Here is a 17490-nt window from a genome sequence, read left to right as displayed (position 1 = left end):
GCGCAGGAAGCCGTCACGTACGTACGACGAGGCGCAGATTGATCTCCGTGGTACCGCTGTGCACCATTGCGTTGGTGAGCAGTTCGGAGACGAGCAGCATCACCATGTCGGTCATCGCTTCAAGGCCGCAGTACTTCAGTTTCGCGGCGGCGATTCGGCTGCCGGCCCACCCTCGCCTGCGCCAGTGAGGTACGAACACGGCCTTCCCGCAGTCGGCGTCGAACCGAGCCGGCGGCCTTACCCCTTACTCGCCGAGGATCGTCTCCCGGGCCGCTCGCGCCCAGATGGCTTGCTGGCTCGTGCTGAATCCCATGCGGTTCCAGTGGAACAGGATGTGCCGAGCGAGGATGCTGCGTGTGCCGAGGCTGAGGCATCCTTCCCGGTCGGCGTCGGCGAGGGCTTGACCGGCGTGCTCCACTGCTGCGGCCCAGTCGGCCAGGGGCGCGAGCGGGCCGTCGGCCGTGAGCAAGGGGCCGCTGTCGGCGGTCAAGAGCTTCCGTAGCGTGCCTGTCATGGTGCTCACCCGCTCGGCGGGTACGTCGTCCGGCAGCGCTCGCTTGGCCTCCACTTTCGCCCAGATGTCGCCCTGCTCGCTCCATTCCTGTCCGGCGGCACGCAGGAACAGGCTGATCAGGAGGAGCGAGGTCGCCTTGGGATCGAGAAGCCCTGGGTCGGTCCTGGTTGTCGTACGGCGCAGGTAGTCGAGGACGCCGACGCTGTCGGCGTGGAAGAGCTCGTGAGCAATGGCGGTACCGGCCGAGCCGCCGAACGCGAAGGACTCGGGTTCGTAGAGAGACGGCCCCCAGCGCCTCGCCACGCCCCACGAGACCATGCTGTCGAGAGCATCGGCGATGTGCTTCTTGACGTCCTCGATGGCTCCGGCCGGGCCGGGCGAGATCCGGAAGCGCCAGCAGGGGTGCTTGCGGACGAACCACCAGCCTCCGACCATACCGGCCTCCGTCGCCTCTCCCAGTGCAGGAACCAGGTAGGCGAGGACAGTCTGTTCAGCTGTCGGGTAGTCGGCGAAGTCGATGTACACCTGGTACCAGCCGGACGGGTCGAGTCGGGCGTCGAGTGCGGCTCGACCTGCGTCGCGATACAACTCGATGGCCTCAGCGAGACGTTCGACGGACGTGGGCACCCGAGGGGCGGCTTGCGCGAGTGGCGTTCCAGCGAGGACGGCCAGGATGGCTTCTTCGGCGGCTCCCGTGTCGTACCGGTTCACCAGGACTTCCCTTCGAGAAGCGGGCAGTTCAGACGAGCAGCAGGCAGGTGTCCCAGTCACAGGCCGGCAACTCGTCCGCCTCGGCGGTGTAGAAGGCCAGGGCCGCTCCGGCTGAGCCGTCGAGGAAGCTGATGTCCTTCGGGGGATCCACTGCCAGGAAGCGTTCGCTGAGCTGCGGCAGGTGGACGGTGAGTGCGGTCGGCGTCTCCGAGTCCGTGGCGACGCGTTGCACGACGCGCATCAGCCCGCCGACGCCGTGGCAGAGGCCGCGTCCGGCCAGGTGGTTGAGCTGAACGGAGTCGGCCAGACAGTAGAGAAGAGCCCGTTCGGCCATGCGCTGTCGCGTGAGGTCGCCCAGGGCGATGCCGGCGAGCTGCTGGGCGCGGGCCAGACCAGGGGTGCCGTAACACCAGGACGGTGCGGCGGGCCCTCGGGGAACGGCAGCGTTCTCGGTAACCCAGCGAGCCCACCAGGTGCCGTGGTGGTTGGTCTGGCGCACCCCGTCCAGCCAGCGGCAGATCCGGCGCATCGCGTCGTCCTGGCCGTCCACCGTGATACCGCGTCGGCTGGCCAGCGCGAGCAGGGCGAGCGGTCCGCTGATTCCGTGGGCCACGCCGGCGTTCGCGTGGCCGCCGGGCGTGGGTGCGGCAAGGTCGGTGGGACCGTGCCACACCCACCAGCCCGGCAGCGTTCGACCGCTGGGGCCGGACGGGAGCGGTTCGGTCAGGCGTACCAGGTAGGAGAGGACACCCTTCAGGACGTCGCTGTACGGGGTTCGGCGCAGGAGGAGGGCGCCCAGCCCGGTCAACCCGCGCAGGAGGTCGTACTCGACGAAGCTGGTCAGTTCGCCACGGTCGATACGGGTGTGCGCCGCGTCCAGACGCCGTTGGGTATGTATGGCAACGACGGAGTCCAGGGTGTGCAGCGCTCCCGCGTACCGGTCGCTGTCGGCGGCTGCGAGGTTCATGGCGTACGCCATCGCGGGCGCTCCGAGAAACAGGCCAGCGGTGTTGCCGTCGATGAGGGGCCGATCGGCCGCGGCGGAGAGCCAACGGTGCACCGTCTGCCAGGTTCCAGTGTTCCGGTGGGCTCGCTCGATGTGGAGCAGCGCGGTGCCCAAAGGTCCTTGTGAGAGGGACTGTCGGCTGGTGGTGTCAGGGTTCATGGCGGGCACGGCGGGCAGAGCGGTCGCGGAGATAATCACTTCGGTCCTCCTCCGTGCCGCGCGGTCCAGGACAGGGCGGCGGCGCGTGCCATACGGCGGCATGTGGCTTCAGCGGCGGTGTCGATACCGGCGGCCCGGTTGTGGTGCATATGGAGCAGGGAGGGCAGGACAGCGGTCGGATCGGCGCCGCTGTCCATCAGCGAGGCGCGGTAGAGAGCGAGGGCTTCCCGGCGTTGCCTCCACGCCTTGGCGACGTCCTCTCCTCCTGGCAGGGCGCGCAGGACAGCGAAGTCGTCGTCAGGTCTGGTCAGCCGGACGACCTGGGCCTGTACGTCGCGCGCGGGCGCCGTGCCCTCCCCTTTCAAGAAATGCTCGACCAACCAGCGGTGGCCGGAGGCGGGATCTCCGAGGAACCCAGCGGTCAGATCAACGAAGCCGGCCGCGGTGACCGCCGGGCGCAGCGCACGGGGAATGGAGAGGGCCAGCTGCGCGACGGCCGCTGCGGAGTCGGAGGCAAAGACCTGTTCGGCGGCGTCCAGTACAGAACCGGTGCCATAGCGGCCGGTCTCGGGCTCGTCGGTATCCCACTGGACTCGGCTGATTACTCCGTCGTTACGAAGGACTGCCGCCCACGTCCCGAGGCGTTGCGCGACGTCGCCGAAAACGTCCGGACCGGGAAGGTGTAGCCGGAGTCGGAGATGGCTGCCCGGATCGCTGTAGCGCGTGAACCACCACGGCGGGGGGCTGCCCCAACTGTCCAGCAGAGACGGCAGATGCGTGGTCAGGATCTCCGGTACGCGGTCGGGATGGCCGTAGAGCTTCACGTACGCCCACGCGGATGTGCCGGGCAGGCGCCCGCCGTCACGGCGCAGGACGACCGGGCCGCTGGTTCGTGGTGCGGCGTCGGGAGGCAAGGTGGAGGCGAAGGGCATGGTGATCTCGTGGGCCCGGCCGTCCAGCCAGCCGTACGCGTCGTCGCCAGGTGCTTCATGCACGGTCACCGTTCCCGTGCGCGTGCGCTTCAGCTCCATACGGAGCATCTGCACATGGGCCGGCTCGTCGAGGTCCAGTCGAAGCTGCTGGTCGTCGGAGCCGATGTAGACCGTACGGGTCACTCCGAGGCGGCAGCGCCAGTCCGTGAACTGGTGGTGCCACGGTGCTCGGCCGTCACCGGCAACGTCGCTCTTCCGCAGCCGCCAGCAGGCCGGCGAGAGCACCGTACGGCCGAAGCGGACACGGGGCAGGAACGGCATCCGGACTGCTGCTCCCCACGAGAACGGAGCCAGAACGGCGGCGTGGGCCCGGTGGGATTCGCAGAGGAAGCGGACCAAGGGGTGGGTGGCATTGGTGAGTTCCACCGCATTCATGACCGACGGCTCGATGCGCTCACCCGTCGAGAGCGACACCAGGAAGAGGCGCTGCGCGTCCGCACCGACGGCGAGATCGTCCAGGTCCAGGGTGGCGGCGGGGTTGTGCTCGCTCAGTGCCAGCAGGCGCGGCAGGACGGCGGGAGCCCTGCTGACGTTCTGCGTCCGAATGCGCATCGGAGGGCTGGACACCTGGGCGCGGGCCGCCGCCGCGTCGAGCGTCGGCAGGCCCATGTACGCCGCGCTCATTCGGGCACGTTCGTGGGCCTCCAGCAGTGTCAGGAAGCGCCCTGCGGTCGTACCGGCTGCCTGCGACAGCCCTGCGACGCTCAGCTCGAATCGGCCGTCCCGCAAGGCGTCGAGGGACGGCGCCAGCACCGAGAAGCACAGTTCTACGTGAGCGGGTACGTGGGTGAAGTCACCGACGGCCAGGGCGCCGAAGTCCTCCTCTGTAAGAACGACCTCATGTGCGCGGTTCAGTGCCGCGTCCTGGGCGAGGGTCAGTAGCTGCTCGTCACGGGGGCTCGTGGCAAGGACGGGCCGTTTCAGAAGTGAGGTCCGATAGCCGGCTGGGTAACCGAGCCCGATGTCGAGGTCGATGAGATCCCGTACCGGGACCAGCGTGCCCATGCTGTATCGCTCCAGGAATCGGGCCCGGTAGTCCTGCCAGGCCGGGGAGCCGGACGGGAAGGGCGACATGCGGGCCATGGCCGCGAGTGCCCGCTCGGCTTCGCGGGGGATCGACGTGGGCAGTACGACTTCGCAGTCCGGCCGTAGGTTCACCATGAGCGGACGGTCGGTCACCCTGCTGACCGCCGTCATGCGACGGACGGCCTCGGTCCGGATCGTCCGCTGCTCGCCGGGCGAGGCCGTGTCGTGCCGCACGACGAGCTGATGAATCTGCCGGAGCCGGCCGACGGTGGCCGCGGCCTCACCGCCGAGGTCCGCTCTGGCGGCGTCGAGCTGGGATATGACGTGGCCGAGGGTGTCGTCTGTCGTCATGGGCGCTCGGAGGCCTGTGAGCAGAACCCGGTTCGTGACGAGGATAAGCAGCATGTTCTCGACCACGACTTCCGGGATGCCCGGGTAGTCGGCCAGCAGCTTGGCAACGATGTCTCCGGCCGCGATGGGGGAGCGCGCGAGGCACAGCACCGACTCCATGGCAGGAGTACGCCGCATGGTCACCTCGGAGGGACCGGCCTGCCTCGGCTGATGCGGCACAACAATCTTGGTTCCCCGGACTATGCAGGTGGGGTCGACCATCACGGGCAGGCGCCGGAGAAGCTCCGGGTGCGCTTCCAGGGCGTTGATCGTGTCGTCCAGCCATTCGGCGTCGGCTCGCGCGGTGACGTGATGCCGGGTGCCCCAGCGTGCTTCTGCCCTGTGGCCCAGGCGTACGGCCGCCGGGCCGGCGAACAGTCCGAAGGGCGTGGCCCGGTGCTGCATCCGTAGCAAGTAGCGGACCAGGGACACCACCGCGCGCCGTACTTCACGGGGCTGATCCGTGCGTCGGCTGAGCACCTTGTTCAGAACCTCGGTGAGCGGTGGGCTGGCGGTCTCGATCGCCGCCGCGAGGTCATCGATCGCCCAGACCTGTTCGATCCAGGAGCGCCACCGGTCCACATCCTCGGCCGTGGTGCCGTCCAGGTCCGGCCACGGAGGCAGCTTCTCCGAGATCGGATGAGCAGCGGTCCTGAGCAGAGCCGCGTCGATGGTGCCGTACAAGGCCATACCCCCTCTTCGTTCACTGACCTTCGTTCACTCGAACGGTGTGGTGTCCGGGGCCAGAGTTTCGGGCCCCGGGCACCACACCTTGCATGCGCCTTGGATCAGCCGCCGATGCAGGTGCTGTTCGAGCAGGCGGACTTACAGGTGGAGGTGCAGCCGTCGCCGGTGTCGTTCAGCAGGCCGGCCACGACCGGGGCGGACTCGATGGTCTCGATGTCGAGCTCGAATTCCGATCCGGCCAGGGGTGCGACGCTGGTCCGAGTCGCAGGTGCCATCTCAAGTGCCTCCTTGTTGGGGTGCTGGATGTGCTCTTGCAGGACCTGGCCGTGGCGGCGCCACTACGGCCAGGTGATCGTGATCCGCGTGTGCGGCCGGTCGATGACGCGGCCCGCGGGTAGCCGGCCCTCCGGCGTGCCCGCCGGGAAGACCTGGATGTGAGCGCGGTCGCCGCGGTGTTCGCGGTCCCACACCTGGATCTGCTCGACCATGCGGTCCGCGATCTCCTTGGCATGCGGGCCATGGCCGATCACGCCGAGTTCGAAGCGGTCCGGGTCATCGGTGGCACGCACCGTCCGGTAGGCGAAGGTGCCGCCGTCCACCAGCGTGGGGATGCCGTGCGGCGAGATCGACGCGACCAGGCCGCGCGTCCGGGCCGCCGGCTTACCGGCGAGCAGCGGCAAGTTGTCGAACACCGTCGTCAGCCAGATGTCCAGGTGCTCATTCGATTCATTTCCGGCGAGCGTCACTCCGGACCACGCCTTCACCGGCGGAGTCACCAGAGCGGCGCGCAGGGCCTCGGCATCAGGCTCCGGATGGCCGTCGAGCCGCAGTCCGACCTCTTCGCCCTCCGCTTCGTGGAGCAGTACCAGGCGGACGCGGTTCTCGCCGATGCCCTGCATCGGGACGAAGCCGCACAGCTCGAAGCCATCGCTGACCAGCCGGTCGCCGTGGCGCATGAACGCGACCGTCCTGGTCATCCCGCGCATCCGGAGCGGCACGACGAGTCGGCCACCATCCACGAGCTGCTCGGTCCAGGCCGGCGGAATGTCCGCAGCCTGCACGGTGACGAGGATGCGGTCGTACGGGGCGTGCTCCGGCACTCCGAGTTCACCGTCGCCCGTGACGACATGCGTCCGGCTGCCATAGCCGGTCGAGGTCAGGAACCTCTCGGCCCGCTCGGTGACCTCGTGATCGATGTCCGCGGTGACGACCAGGCCATCCTCGCCGACGATCTCAGCGAGATAGGCCGCGTTGACACCGCCGGATCCGATCTCCAGGACGCGCATCCCGGGTCCGATGCCGGCCTGTTCGATCTGCATGGCCTGGATGCGCGGTGCGGATACTGAGCTGAGCTGTACCCCGTCGGCGTCCGTCTTCGTAATCACGGCGTCCTCCACGCGGTAGGTCTTCGCCACGTCCACATCGGGGTTGGCGAGATGGCGCGGTACGGTGCGGAAGGCCGCCTCGACCCGCTCGCTCCGGACAGCCCCCAGCTTGACCAGGCTGCCGACCATCTCGTCGCGCAACTGCTTGTCGGAAGGGGCGGGTTGAGCTTCTTCGGTTCTCATGTCGGGGACGTCATTCATTGGGGTTCTCCTTCTCGACAGTGCGCGCCGAGGGTGGCTGCGAAGTTGCTCTGTGCGACCCGGCGCCAGGCTTCCGCCTCGCGTGGTGAGCGAGCGTCAAGCCGCTCGCCTCGCGTCGGGATTTGGGACCGCCCAGAGGGCCGGGCCGAAGCATCCGGACCGCCGGGTGGTTGTCTGGGAAGTGGACTGAGACACAAGGTCGCCCAGTTCAACGACCTCGACACGGCGCAGGGTCCGTACGAGCTGGGAGGCGAGAAACCATTGCGCCTGGGGACGGCGTGTCGTACGGGGGCCACGAGGTGGAGCTGCGGGGTGATGTCCATGCGGATCGCCTGCCGGAGCCCGGTGTCGGCAGGTGCCGTTTCCTCGGTGGGGAGGGTCGCCTTCACCGCCGCCACCGCCTCTGCCGAACAACGGTATCGAGGGGCCTGAACGGGGCATACCGTTGGGTGCGGTGGTCCGTTTGTGCGTACCCGCGCTGTGTCGCTCGACCATCTCCGGCATGGCAGCAAGCTTCGATGCGCCACGAACAGAGGACCCGGACAGTTTGTCAGGGTCCTCTGTTCCCGCAGATTAGGGAAGTTGACGAGCCGTCATGTTGTGGCCCCCATGGCTCGGTCGATCGTGTCCAGCACCGCTTCCCACGGCAGGTCGCGCCCGGCGGCGGCCGCGCGTGGCTCGTCCAGCGGCCAGATGTCCTGGCCGTAGACGAGGTGGACGTCGGCCTCTCGCAGCGCGGCGATATGGCGCCGCCAGGCGGGGTGGCGGGCGTGAGCGGCGTTCACCCTTGGGAAGACGACGACCGGTAGCCCCAGGGTGCCGATGGCTTCCCCTACTTGCGTCAGCGCCTGGTTGTCGGCGATACCCGTCGCGAGTTTGGCGACGGTATTCGCGCTGGCGGGGGCGACCACGTAACAGTCCACGCTCGGGTGCGGCCTTGCCTCGCCGGGCAGTCGGGGTTCGTCTCGTACCGGCAGGCGGGTCAGCTTCTCCAGCCGGTCGACCTCACCGTTCATCCGCAGCCACCGGCCGGCCGTCGGAGTGAGTGTCACGGCGACCTGCCACCCGCGCGCCAGAGCCGGTTCCACCAGCCCGATGCGCAACGCTTCGACTCCGCCGGCACTCGTGCCCACGACCCCGAGGACTCCCCGCTTCTTGGTGTTCACTCCACCGCCCTGCATCGTTGAGCCATCATGAGCAACTCCGACGAACGAGCGCTGCCGGTGACCGGGAATTGCTTGATCAGGTCGCGCAGCGTGTCCCGTACACGGGGATTGTTCCGTACGAGCTGAGCTGACGCGTGCTCGGCAGTACACAGCTCCGCGAACGCACTGTCGCCCTGGCCCGCCAGTGAGAGGGCACGGGCATGGTCGATGCGGTGGGAGACACCGCGCTCCGGGGGCATGTGGTCCACATTGATCTGACCGTGCTCCACGACATACGAGATGTTGTCGAGGTCCAGCTCCGCCGACAGCCGGTGCAGCAGGACATTCGTCGGTCCGAAGCTCGTCTGCCAGTGGTTCTCGTCGGAGCCGAGCTGGTTGGCGAGCGCCTCCGCTCGGTTCAGGAGACTCGTCGCGGTGGGCCGGTCCTGATGCCGGGCCGCAGCGATGGCAGCCCGTAGATAGATCATGCCCAGCAGGCTCAAGGCGGCCGGATCGCTCTCACCGACCCGGGCCGACAACCACGCCGACGCGGTGTCGCCCAGTTCCATGGCGTCGCCATACCGGCCATTGGCCAGCAAGGCGTGTGTGCCGGACCGCGCGGCGGACGCCAGGACCAGCGGGTCGCCGGATTCGTCGGCGGCCCGCATGGCTCGTTCGGCGGCGAGCCACGAGATGTCGGATTCCCCGATCTTCGCGAGCGTGGTGGCGGCGAGGTGGTGCACCCGGGCGGAAACGGCCCAGCAGTCCCGGCGCTCCGCGGTGGCGCGGGCGGCACGGTCCTCAAGCTCCTGAGCGGTCTGGAGGAGGCCGGGGAGCCTGGCGATCACCTTGCCGAGCCGGCCGGACTGGTAGTCGTCCCAGGTCTGCTCTACGAGTTCGGCGGTCGGGCCGGGGCTCGGGAGCTGTGCCTCGGCTTCCGGTCCGTACAGCAGCCGGGAAAGACGACGCGGACTCATCAACGCGTCCCGTACGGCCGGGACATCGTCCTGTTCCCTGTCGTCCTCCATGAGTACGGGTTGGCCGACCAGCTCTCCGAGCGGCACGCGGAGAATACGGGCCAGTTCGGCGAGCATGTCGATACGCGGCGGTTTGCGCCGACCGGACTCCGCTTTTGCCAGCCAGTCCGTGCTGCGGCCGACGAGCCCGGCCAGTACCTGCTGCGTGTAGCCACGGCGTCTGCGGTGGAAGGCGATTCGCTCGCCGATGCTCAGGTGATCTCCGAGACCACGCATACGTGCTGCCTCCGTGATGTAGGGGCGCTCCCCACGATAGCGACGCGGCAACGTGATGGACGGGGCCGGAGCTTCGGACGATCCCAGCGCTGTACGAGCTCAGTGTGAGAGCAGTGGTGCGTGGAGGCACGGACGATCTGTCCGGTACTGAGTGATCAGTGGAAGCTACTGGCCTTGGTGTTGCCGGGGAGCCCAGCGGTCGGAAGGGCGTGCCTGCGGCGCTTGGGTAGCTGCGGGTGCGGTTCCCACGTCAGGATGGGCGGGTGACGGTGAGCGAAGTGGATCTGCTGGCGCTGCTGCGTGAGCTCGATGATCCGGAGTGGCTGGAGTGGCCGCGGCATTACGACCGTGGTGAGAACGCCGTTCTGTTCGGGAGTCTCGTGGCCCTGCTGGAAGACCGCTTCGCGGCTCGCTGCACCGCTGGGCAGGACACCCAGGACTCCAGTGAGTACGGACGTGTCGTTGTACCGGCGGAAGCAACGGTGTGCGAGACCCGGATCGTCGTCTGCGTGAGCAAGTTCGGCTCTTTGGCTCTCGTCTGTGCCGATAACCCAGGAGCCTTCCTGGGTACGGACGAGGCCCAGGCCGAGGGGGAGTTGGACGCCGCCGATCTTGCCAAGGTCAATCGAGCGTTGGCCGACCTCGGATATGCGGTGGTTTCCGAGGAACTGCTGGAGTGCGACTACGACGGGCCGAGCCAACTACCCCATCACGTTCAGCGGCCTACCTGGTGGCATCGCTTCTTCGGTATCTTCTGACTAATCACGTCCTGAGGGCCAAGCTGGTGCCGATGAGGCACCCGTCCTCCCACATGCGGCTGGATGGAGGCTTTTAGCCTTCGTTTGCGCCATGTCGCAACAACTCACATTCGCATAAACTCACATCCGCGTGACCCAGTTCACAGGAATGCGTCTCGCCATTCGAGAAGCCTGGCGCGGAAAGCTCCGGAGCGGCGCGGTAGTCCACTGAACCTTGCCTTCTGCTAGCGAATAGGGCTGGTGGCGGGCTAGGCAAGCCGAAAATGGTCTAGATAACAACGAAGCCCCGGGCCGCTGGCCTGGGGCTTTTATGTGGGTGACGAGAATCGAACTCGCGCTCTGAGCTTGGGGATCAGCGGTGCTTGAGCCGTTGAAGGGGCTATGACCTGCGCTTTCCCGTGAGGAAGCTTGGATTGCCATGGTCTCTGGAAGCTGTACCTGACCGCGGCTGTCCGCTCTGCTGGGCACGGATGGGGCACGAGGGTAGCGGTGCGGCGGACCCTGCCAGGGGGTGCTCGGGGTGGGCTGTCGGGTCAGAGAGGGATGATGCGGACCTGGTTGCCGCAGAGCTTGGTCATGTCGTCGCTGTCGGAGGTCAGGAGGGTGACGGGTTTTGGCTGACGCAGGGCGACCTCGGCGACCGTGGCGTCGATGGCGTACTTGTGTCCGTGCAGCCCGGCGCCCTTGAGGAGTTCCGCTGCTGCTTTCGCCGCTTGTTCGGTGACCGGCTCCACCTTGACGCGGGACAGAGCCCAGTTCAGGCGAGGCATGTTGGTACGGGAGTGGCTGACTTCCACGATGGTGTTCGCCCCGATCACGAGGTCGGCTCCCATGTCGTGAAAGACCTGAAGCATGGCGAGGAGCTTGCGGTCCTGACCGATCCAGGCGGAGAGCCCTTCCGAGTCCAGGACAACGGTCTCGATGCGCTCGCTCACGCGGCGTCCGCGCCCTTGGAGGTGCCGGCGGAGCCGAAGATCTTCGCGCGTGCCTCGGCGAGCTCCTCGTCGCTGAAGGGTCCGTGCTCTTCCTCATGGCGGCGGAGGTCCTCGCCCAGAAGCTGGTGCCGGATCTGGCGGGCTACGGCCTCCGCTACGTAGCCGGAGACGTTGTCCGTGAGCTTGCGAAGCTCCGCCACCTGGTCGCTGGGGAGGGTGACGGTGATGCGAGTCGTTGAGGACATGATGGCATCATACTGGAGTATGCGCGTGTCGGCGTGTGCTTCGGGTGCGATCCTGCGGGCTCCAACGGTGAAACGGGGCGTCGTGGTCGGGCTGTCCGTGGCGGGGGAGGCGCCGGCACGATCCGGCCATCGCGTGGCGCAGGTCACTCGAAATGGATCTCGCGATATGAGATGGCTAGCATCGAGCCGTTGTCCAGAGGCTTGCGCTTCTCAATTCCGCGCGATAATCGGTCCTTTATGGCACGCGAATGGCGCGCGGCCCTGAGATGGTCTAGACAACAAACAACCCCCGGGTTATTTCCCTGGGGGTTCATCGTGGAGCGGGTGACGAGAATCGAACTCGCGCTCTGAGCTTGGGAATCACAGGCGCTTTGTTTGCTTTCTCGCAGGTCAGCGGCTTACCTGGCTGTTGGGTGTGATCTGCGGAGCCGCCGTCACGTGCTCCGGGTGGCCGTGGTTTACCGCCCCTACTGGTGCGGCAGTGGCGTGAGACGGACATTTGCGCCGCGTCGGGCCACGCCTGCGGCAGCGATCAGGCGCGCGGCGAAGCCGTGGACTGCCCGCCGGCCCTGGCCCAGGACAGCGGCCGCCTGAGGTGCCATCGATGATGCGGACGCAGCCTGGCAGAGGAGTGTTTCCGCTCGTGAGGGCTTGGGTGCCGAAATGGGTAAGAAGCCGCTCAATCGAGTGAACTGTCAGAGGTTTATTTTTAGCACCCACCGCGATGTTGCAGCTTGCTGGCCGGACCGTAACCAGGACCGAAACGATGTGATCGACGGCGGTGTCGACACGGTGTCCCGTCTGGGCCACGCTGTGTGCCGGTGGCGCGCCTTGCGCGTACGCCGTGCTCGCCTTGTGAGAAGCGAACGAGGGGTGTGCCGCGTGGGGGACGATACCTTCGACGACCGGCTGAGCCGGAATCCGATTGCCATCGTGGGGCTCGCGGGGACGTTTCCCTCGGCCCGGGACGTACGGGAATTCTGGCGCGACATCATGATCGGCACCGACTGCACAGACCATTGCGATCCTGATCCCTTCGCCGGGACACGACCTACTGCCACCACGGTGGATGTCACCGGACGACGCCGACTTCCTGAGCACCGCCCACGCGAGCGGGTGGCTGTTGCGTCCGCCGGCGTTCCCACAGCGTCCTGAGAGAAGAATTTCGCCATGCGGGATGACAGTGGGATCTCCGACGCCTACAGCGACGAGAACGTGCTCTTCCACGTCCTCAGGCACATGGGGTGGGGCGATCTGGTGAACCTCGGGTACTTCACCGTTCCCACCCTGCCCGCGCTGTTGGGCGGGTTGGCCTTCTTCCAACGGCGTCTGGCCCGGCAGTCGATGTCGCTGCTGCGGACGTCAGCCGGGCAACGGGTGCTCGACGCCTGCTGCGGACGAGGCTGTACGACGGCCGCGCTGGGTCAAGTCGGCTGCAACGTCCTCGGATTGGACGTCAGTGACGGGCAGATCAGCCAGGCGCGGACGCGTTTCGGGCGCTTTCCGAATGTCGCGTTCGCGGTTGCCGACGTGACCGCTCTGCCTCCGCGGGCAGTTGGCTGGGACCTTGGTGACGGCTCGTTCGATCAGGTGCACTGTCTCGAAGCGGCCTTCCACTTCGGTCCGGCAGGCCGGCGGGCTTTCCTGTCCGAAAGCTTTCGCGTTCTGCGTCCCGGTGGCCGGCTTGTCCTTGTCGATTTCACCTGGCGTACTGCGGACCCGCACATGATCCAGGATCTCGACCCGGCCGGCCTGGTACGCGGGGCCTGGCAGTTCGAGGAATTCGAGCCCCTGGACAGCTATCTCAAGCACGCCCTCGCGGTCGGCTTTCGCGTGGAGAACGTCCTGGACTGGTCCAGCGCTGTCACCGACCGTTTCGCGTGGGTGAGCACCTGGGCCGCGACCATGGCGGGGTCCCGGGCGGGCCGGGAGACGTTGTGCCTGCGCTGGCGGGGTCTTCGGGAACTCAGTGCCCGCGACTGGCAGTACTTCGTCAAAGCCGTCCACGCCCACCGGGCGGTAAGCACAGCCACCGGGTACAACGCATTGGTCCTCGACAAGCCCGCGTGACGGGAAACCGTGACATGCCGCGTCCGGGTGGCCCCAGGACAGTCAGGACAGTGACCGACCAGCAGGTGGGCGCCACGCACCGGTCGGCACGGGCGACGGCGAACGATGTGTCGGCGTTTCATTGTGCGTGGACGGAGCGAACGGTGACCTTGTCTCCCACGTGGTTCACCTGGACGTAATACGGCTGCCCCGATGCGACGCGGGCGGTCCGCAGGTCGGCGTTCACCTCCACCGTGGACGGATGCACCCCGGCCAGACGACCGACGTGCTCCTTGACGGCCATGAGCTCAAGGTGATCACTGGCCCGGGAGCCCGGCGGCAGGCCCCACGCGTGCGCCACCGTGCCTCGCAGCCAGTCCACCTCGTCCACCTCCCCCGCGTGGAGTGTCGTCGTCCCGTCCACGGTCCTGGTCAGCCCCGGCCCGTTGAGGGGACGAGCGTTGGCCAAGAACTCCCGGCGCTCAAACGGCGATACACGGGAGAGCAACCCGATCGGCAACAGAATGCAGATCAGCCGCAGCACCGCCGCGACCCGTCCGTCCACACAGAACTGGACCTCGGTCGCAGGCAACGGCCCGAGGCCCGCTTGGCCGGAGCCGAAACCGGTGAAGCGGGCCTCGACCTCGATCTCACCGGCATCCGGCAGGGCTTCGAACAGCTCCAGCGAGACCACCCGGAGCGGAAATCCGACCTTGCCGTCACCGATCTCCGCTACCCATCGCCACAGGCTGTTGTTCGGGATGGCCTGCACCCCCGCGTCCAGCAGCCCCTGACCCAGGCACCCCTTCGGCACCGTTCCGCGCCCGGCATCGAGGATCGCGGAGGAACCGGTGGACCCGGTCGCCCACGAGGTCAGGTACTGGAACGACGGGCCGTGGAAGAGTTCGGCCGACTCGTACGGGTCGGGCTGGACCACGGCGTCCGGCAGCGCGGCGAACCTGTCCGGCCGGGTGTCCGGCCAGTCGCCCACCAGTACAGTGGCCCGCGCCACCTCCTCGTACCGGGACAGCGCGGGCATTCCCGCTTCCCGCCACGTCAGCAGTTTCACCGCGAGCCCGGTCGGCCCGGGTTCCACCTCGGTCCGCAGCCGGACGGGTTCGGTGAGCGGTATCCAGCGGCGAAGACGAACGTCGCGCACGGCGACCACGCTCTGCCCGGTGTAGTCCGCCGCGGCCTGGGAAAGCCTGTCGACCACGGACATCATCGGCATCGCGGGGAGTGTCCAGGTCGGACAGTGGTCAGCCACCCAGGTATCGACGCCGGGATCGAGCAGCGTGTCCACCACCGACGGCGAACCGTCTCCCGGCACGACGCGCATGCCGATCCCCCGGGCGTGGTAAATGCATGTGTCGTCCCCCCAGAGCCGGGCTTCGGCGATCGCATAGCGTCCACGCGCGTCCTCGCCGGCTTCCAGGATGTCCATCTCCACCCTGATCAACCGGTTGGCCGGGGTGATCTGTCCGCGGTACTTCCAGATCACCTCGTGACCGAGCATGACGGGCTCGAACCGGGGCCGCGGTACGCCCGAGGTGAGTCCGCGCTCGATCAAGTAGAACTGGAGAAGTTGGCACATCGCCTCGATTCCGAGTGAGCCCGGCTGAACCGGGTCCTGGAAGAAGTGCGCCTTGAAGAACCACTCGCCCGCGTCGACGTCCTTCTCCGACCGCAGTCGCCCGAGCCCGGCGTCGCCTCCTTCCGGCCAGTAACCGGTGATCCGGTCGAGCATCAGCAGCATGGGGCCGGGCAGCCGGGCCGGACTGCCGAAGTAGCGGTCGGGAGACATCGTGAGGTCGACCGTCCGGTCGCAGGGAGCTTCCAGAGCGGCCAGGTCCCTCTCGGACACGGGCAGTCCGGTCTGGTTGTCGAAGGCCGACGACGGGAAGTACCCGAACACGGTCAACAGCGAGAAGACCTCCGCGTCGTCGGCGAAACAGCGCACCCCGAACGACATGATGATCATCTCACCGCTCCGTGAGACGGTGGTCAGGTCTGCCTCGGTGCGCACGGTCCCTGTCGTCGGCAGGATCTCGCCGGTGACTGTTCCCGTCCCGTCGAGGTTACGGAAGAGCAGATCGGTCTCGGTGGTCAGTGGAGCGCCGGTGTAGCCGGCCAGCCACCCGCACGGTTGCAGCGCGATTTCCATGAGCACGGCGAACGGCATGACGCCGCCGTTCTGCTCGAAATACCACGCCTGGTCGGGCACGTCGTACTCGGCAACCACGCTGCTGCCCTGCCGCATGGCGCCCTGCGGATCGTCCACCGAGACGACACGGGTCATGAAGTGGTAGGGCGGCCCGGGCAGTCGTGCGATCCTCCGCGTGCCGTCGAAGGGTGCGGCCGCGGCGCCGAACGCCTCGCTCGGCCTTCCCCACGCGCCCGCCAGCAAGGAGGGGTAGTCGAAGGCGAACCCGTCGGACACGACTGCCGCCTTCGAGTCGCGGTAGCCGACCAGGCCGCCGAGCGAAGCGAGCGGGAGCGGGGTGCCGTTCGTCTGCTCCACGTGCTCTCCCAGCCGCCGCCAGTGCGACAGCGGCCAGTCGGGTACCAGTCGGAGTGTGATGTTCTGACCGTGAAATGCCTTGATCCCGTCGACGGTGCCCAGCACGTCGGCGTACAGCGTCGGCACCGGCCCGGCCGAGAGGCCGTGCACGAACACCTCGTACACGACCCGCTTGCTCGCCGGGGTGGCCTGCCCCCGGCACCGGACGGTGTACGGCCGCTCGTCCGCCACCTCAAAGCGCCAACCGTCCCTGGCGACGGCGAAGCCCGTGGCCGCCAGGTAGAAGGCCATGGCCTGCAGCCCGCCCTGGAGCATCAGGGTTCCTGGCATGCAGGGATCATTCTTGAAGTGCCCGTCGAAGAACCAGTCGTCCGGCGAGACGGGCGTCTCGGCGCGGAGGTAGCCGCGTCCCCACGGGCCGCCGGCCGGGTCGAACGCGGTTACCTCCTGGAGCAGCAGCAGCCGGCCGCTGTCGATACGAGGCGGGCGCACATGCGCCCTGGTCGCTTCCCAGCCGGGGCCGAAGCAGTCCGCCGGCCGTCCGTCGGCGAAGGCCAGCACCTGCTGGGCGGTGAAACTCGATGGAGCGCCGGGCACCGCTGGAGCGTCGAGGGGAACGTCATCGGCCGGTGAGGAGTCGGCGGGGTCCCAGCGCACTCCGTCGGTGCTGTCGAGTTCGGCCTTGGTGAAGAAGCCGGCCTGACCGTCGCGGACGCTCAGCCGGAGCTGGTCTCCGACGTAGCAGTCGTAGCGGAAGAAGAAGAGGCGGACACCGTTGTGCTGGGCGTGCCGCTCGATGTGGATCTCGTACCGCAGTGTCTCCCCCGCCTCGGGCTGACCGTCGTAATACGTCAGCTCGCATCCCAGCAGCCGGTAGGCCCGCTCGCCTCGGTTGACCAGGTCGATCCCGAGCCAGCTGATCAGCAACAGATCCGCCTGGCCCGCCTCGATCATCAGGGCCGCAGGAATCCGTCCGGTGGCGTCGAGATACCAGCTGTCGAGGCGGATGTCCGTCTCGGTCCAGATCGTGCCGGTGGCGTGCTCCGGGCCGAGTTCGACCAGTGCCGCGGGTACGGCGTCGATTCCGGTGACCCGGTCCGCGAGGAGCATCGGCGGCTCGGGCATCCGCGTCTGCACCGGGTACTCGTCCTGCGCGGCGAACTTCGGACCGAAGAGGGTGGAGATCCGCTGCGCGGCGAGGTGTTCCAGTCCGGCCCGGTCGAACTTCGGTCCTGGCAAGGACTCCGGCAACTGGGAACCGGTTGGTATGGCCGGCGGCGGAGCGGCCGGGCGCACCGGCGGTGGGGGCGGAGACGGAGGCGGTGGCGTGGTTCCCGCCGCGGCGTTCACCAGTGCCGTGAGCATCTGAGCTCTGGTCTGGAGGAACCTCTGGTGCGACAGCATGTGCTGGGCGACGACGTCCTGGTGCAGCGCGATCACGCGGTGGCTGTGCTGGGCGACCAGCGCGTGCATGGTCGTCGGCTGCGACACGGCGGGGGCGGGGGCTGGGACG

Annotated in this window: 14 protein-coding genes; 3 read left to right on the top strand and 11 right to left on the bottom strand. The window is 67.8% G+C overall.

The window, feature by feature from the left end:
- Window positions 1-13: 13 nt before the first annotated feature.
- From PV679_RS06265 to PV679_RS06230, 8 genes are all read right to left on the bottom strand, one after another.
- Complete coding sequence (locus tag PV679_RS06265) at window positions 14-199, bottom strand: hypothetical protein (RefSeq protein WP_319679036.1); 186 nt, start codon at window positions 197-199, stop codon at window positions 14-16.
- A 45-nt stretch (window positions 200-244) separates the two neighbouring features.
- Window positions 245-1225, bottom strand: coding sequence for a thiopeptide-type bacteriocin biosynthesis protein (locus tag PV679_RS06260; RefSeq protein ID WP_319679035.1), 981 nt, complete (start codon window positions 1223-1225; stop codon window positions 245-247).
- Window positions 1226-1253: 28 nt separating this feature from the next.
- A complete protein-coding gene (locus tag PV679_RS06255) occupies window positions 1254-2429 on the bottom strand; it encodes a lanthionine synthetase C family protein (RefSeq protein ID WP_319679034.1) in 1176 nt (391 codons plus the stop codon).
- On the bottom strand, window positions 2426-5488 hold the full coding sequence (locus PV679_RS06250; RefSeq protein WP_319679033.1) for a lantibiotic dehydratase: 3063 nt from the start codon (window positions 5486-5488) through the stop codon (window positions 2426-2428). The genes PV679_RS06255 and PV679_RS06250 overlap by 4 nt, the downstream gene beginning before the upstream one ends.
- Window positions 5489-5586: 98 nt before the next feature.
- Window positions 5587-5760: an FxLD family lanthipeptide gene (locus PV679_RS06245; RefSeq protein WP_319679032.1), complete on the bottom strand. Its 174-nt coding sequence runs from the start codon at window positions 5758-5760 to the stop codon at window positions 5587-5589.
- Between the two features lie 63 nt (window positions 5761-5823).
- Complete coding sequence (gene fxlM / locus PV679_RS06240; RefSeq protein WP_319679031.1) at window positions 5824-7071, bottom strand: methyltransferase, FxLD system; 1248 nt, start codon at window positions 7069-7071, stop codon at window positions 5824-5826.
- A 593-nt stretch (window positions 7072-7664) separates the two neighbouring features.
- Entirely contained in the window at window positions 7665-8237 is a 573-nt protein-coding gene (locus tag PV679_RS06235; protein WP_319679030.1) for a flavoprotein, read from the bottom strand.
- On the bottom strand, window positions 8234-9469 hold the full coding sequence (locus tag PV679_RS06230) for a helix-turn-helix domain-containing protein (protein WP_319679029.1): 1236 nt from the start codon (window positions 9467-9469) through the stop codon (window positions 8234-8236). Before PV679_RS06230 ends, PV679_RS06235 begins: the two co-directional genes overlap by 4 nt.
- A 263-nt stretch (window positions 9470-9732) precedes the next feature.
- On the opposite strand from PV679_RS06230, the gene PV679_RS06225 reads away from it, so the two are divergent.
- A complete protein-coding gene (locus tag PV679_RS06225) occupies window positions 9733-10227 on the top strand; it encodes a hypothetical protein (RefSeq protein ID WP_319679028.1) in 495 nt (164 codons plus the stop codon).
- Between the two features lie 533 nt (window positions 10228-10760).
- Here the strand turns inward: PV679_RS06225 and PV679_RS06220 are convergent.
- Together PV679_RS06220 and PV679_RS06215 are read right to left on the bottom strand one after the other, a co-directional pair.
- On the bottom strand, window positions 10761-11162 hold the full coding sequence (locus PV679_RS06220) for a DNA-binding protein (RefSeq protein WP_319679027.1): 402 nt from the start codon (window positions 11160-11162) through the stop codon (window positions 10761-10763).
- On the bottom strand, window positions 11159-11407 hold the full coding sequence (locus tag PV679_RS06215; protein ID WP_319679026.1) for a type II toxin-antitoxin system CcdA family antitoxin: 249 nt from the start codon (window positions 11405-11407) through the stop codon (window positions 11159-11161). The genes PV679_RS06220 and PV679_RS06215 overlap by 4 nt, the downstream gene beginning before the upstream one ends.
- Window positions 11408-12070: 663 nt before the next feature.
- Here PV679_RS06215 and PV679_RS36150 point away from each other — a divergent pair.
- Together PV679_RS36150 and PV679_RS06210 are read left to right on the top strand one after the other, a co-directional pair.
- Window positions 12071-12562 (top strand): beta-ketoacyl synthase N-terminal-like domain-containing protein, encoded by a 492-nt coding sequence (locus PV679_RS36150; RefSeq protein ID WP_416069663.1) that lies wholly within the window; start codon window positions 12071-12073, stop codon window positions 12560-12562.
- A 15-nt stretch (window positions 12563-12577) separates the two neighbouring features.
- Window positions 12578-13477, top strand: coding sequence for a class I SAM-dependent methyltransferase (locus PV679_RS06210; protein WP_319679025.1), 900 nt, complete (start codon window positions 12578-12580; stop codon window positions 13475-13477).
- Between the two features lie 118 nt (window positions 13478-13595).
- Here the strand turns inward: PV679_RS06210 and PV679_RS06205 are convergent, their stop codons facing one another.
- On the bottom strand, window positions 13596-17468 hold the full coding sequence (locus tag PV679_RS06205) for a polyketide synthase dehydratase domain-containing protein (protein WP_319679024.1): 3873 nt from the start codon (window positions 17466-17468) through the stop codon (window positions 13596-13598).
- Window positions 17469-17490 lie beyond the last annotated feature (22 nt).

Source organism: Streptomyces sp. AK02-01A (assembly GCF_033795305.1).
Lineage (GTDB): Bacteria > Actinomycetota > Actinomycetes > Streptomycetales > Streptomycetaceae > Streptomyces.
The sequence above is the reverse complement of the archived record's forward strand: the minus strand, read 5'-3'. Positions and strand labels throughout refer to the sequence as shown.

Bases quoted from the DNA above. Each gene is read 5' to 3' on its own strand.
- PV679_RS06250 (WP_319679033.1), bottom strand. From the start codon at position 5,488: ATGGCCTTGTACGGCACCATCGACGCGGCTCTGCTCAGGACCGCTGCT.
- PV679_RS06245 (WP_319679032.1), bottom strand. From the start codon at position 5,760: ATGGCACCTGCGACTCGGACCAGCGTCGCACCCCTGGCCGGATCGGAA.
- fxlM (WP_319679031.1), bottom strand. From the start codon at position 7,071: ATGAATGACGTCCCCGACATGAGAACCGAAGAAGCTCAACCCGCCCCT.
- PV679_RS06230 (WP_319679029.1), bottom strand. From the start codon at position 9,469: ATGCGTGGTCTCGGAGATCACCTGAGCATCGGCGAGCGAATCGCCTTC.
- PV679_RS06215 (WP_319679026.1), bottom strand. From the start codon at position 11,407: ATGTCCTCAACGACTCGCATCACCGTCACCCTCCCCAGCGACCAGGTG.
- PV679_RS36150 (WP_416069663.1), top strand. From the start codon at position 12,071: ATGGGTAAGAAGCCGCTCAATCGAGTGAACTGTCAGAGGTTTATTTTT.
- PV679_RS06210 (WP_319679025.1), top strand. From the start codon at position 12,578: ATGCGGGATGACAGTGGGATCTCCGACGCCTACAGCGACGAGAACGTG.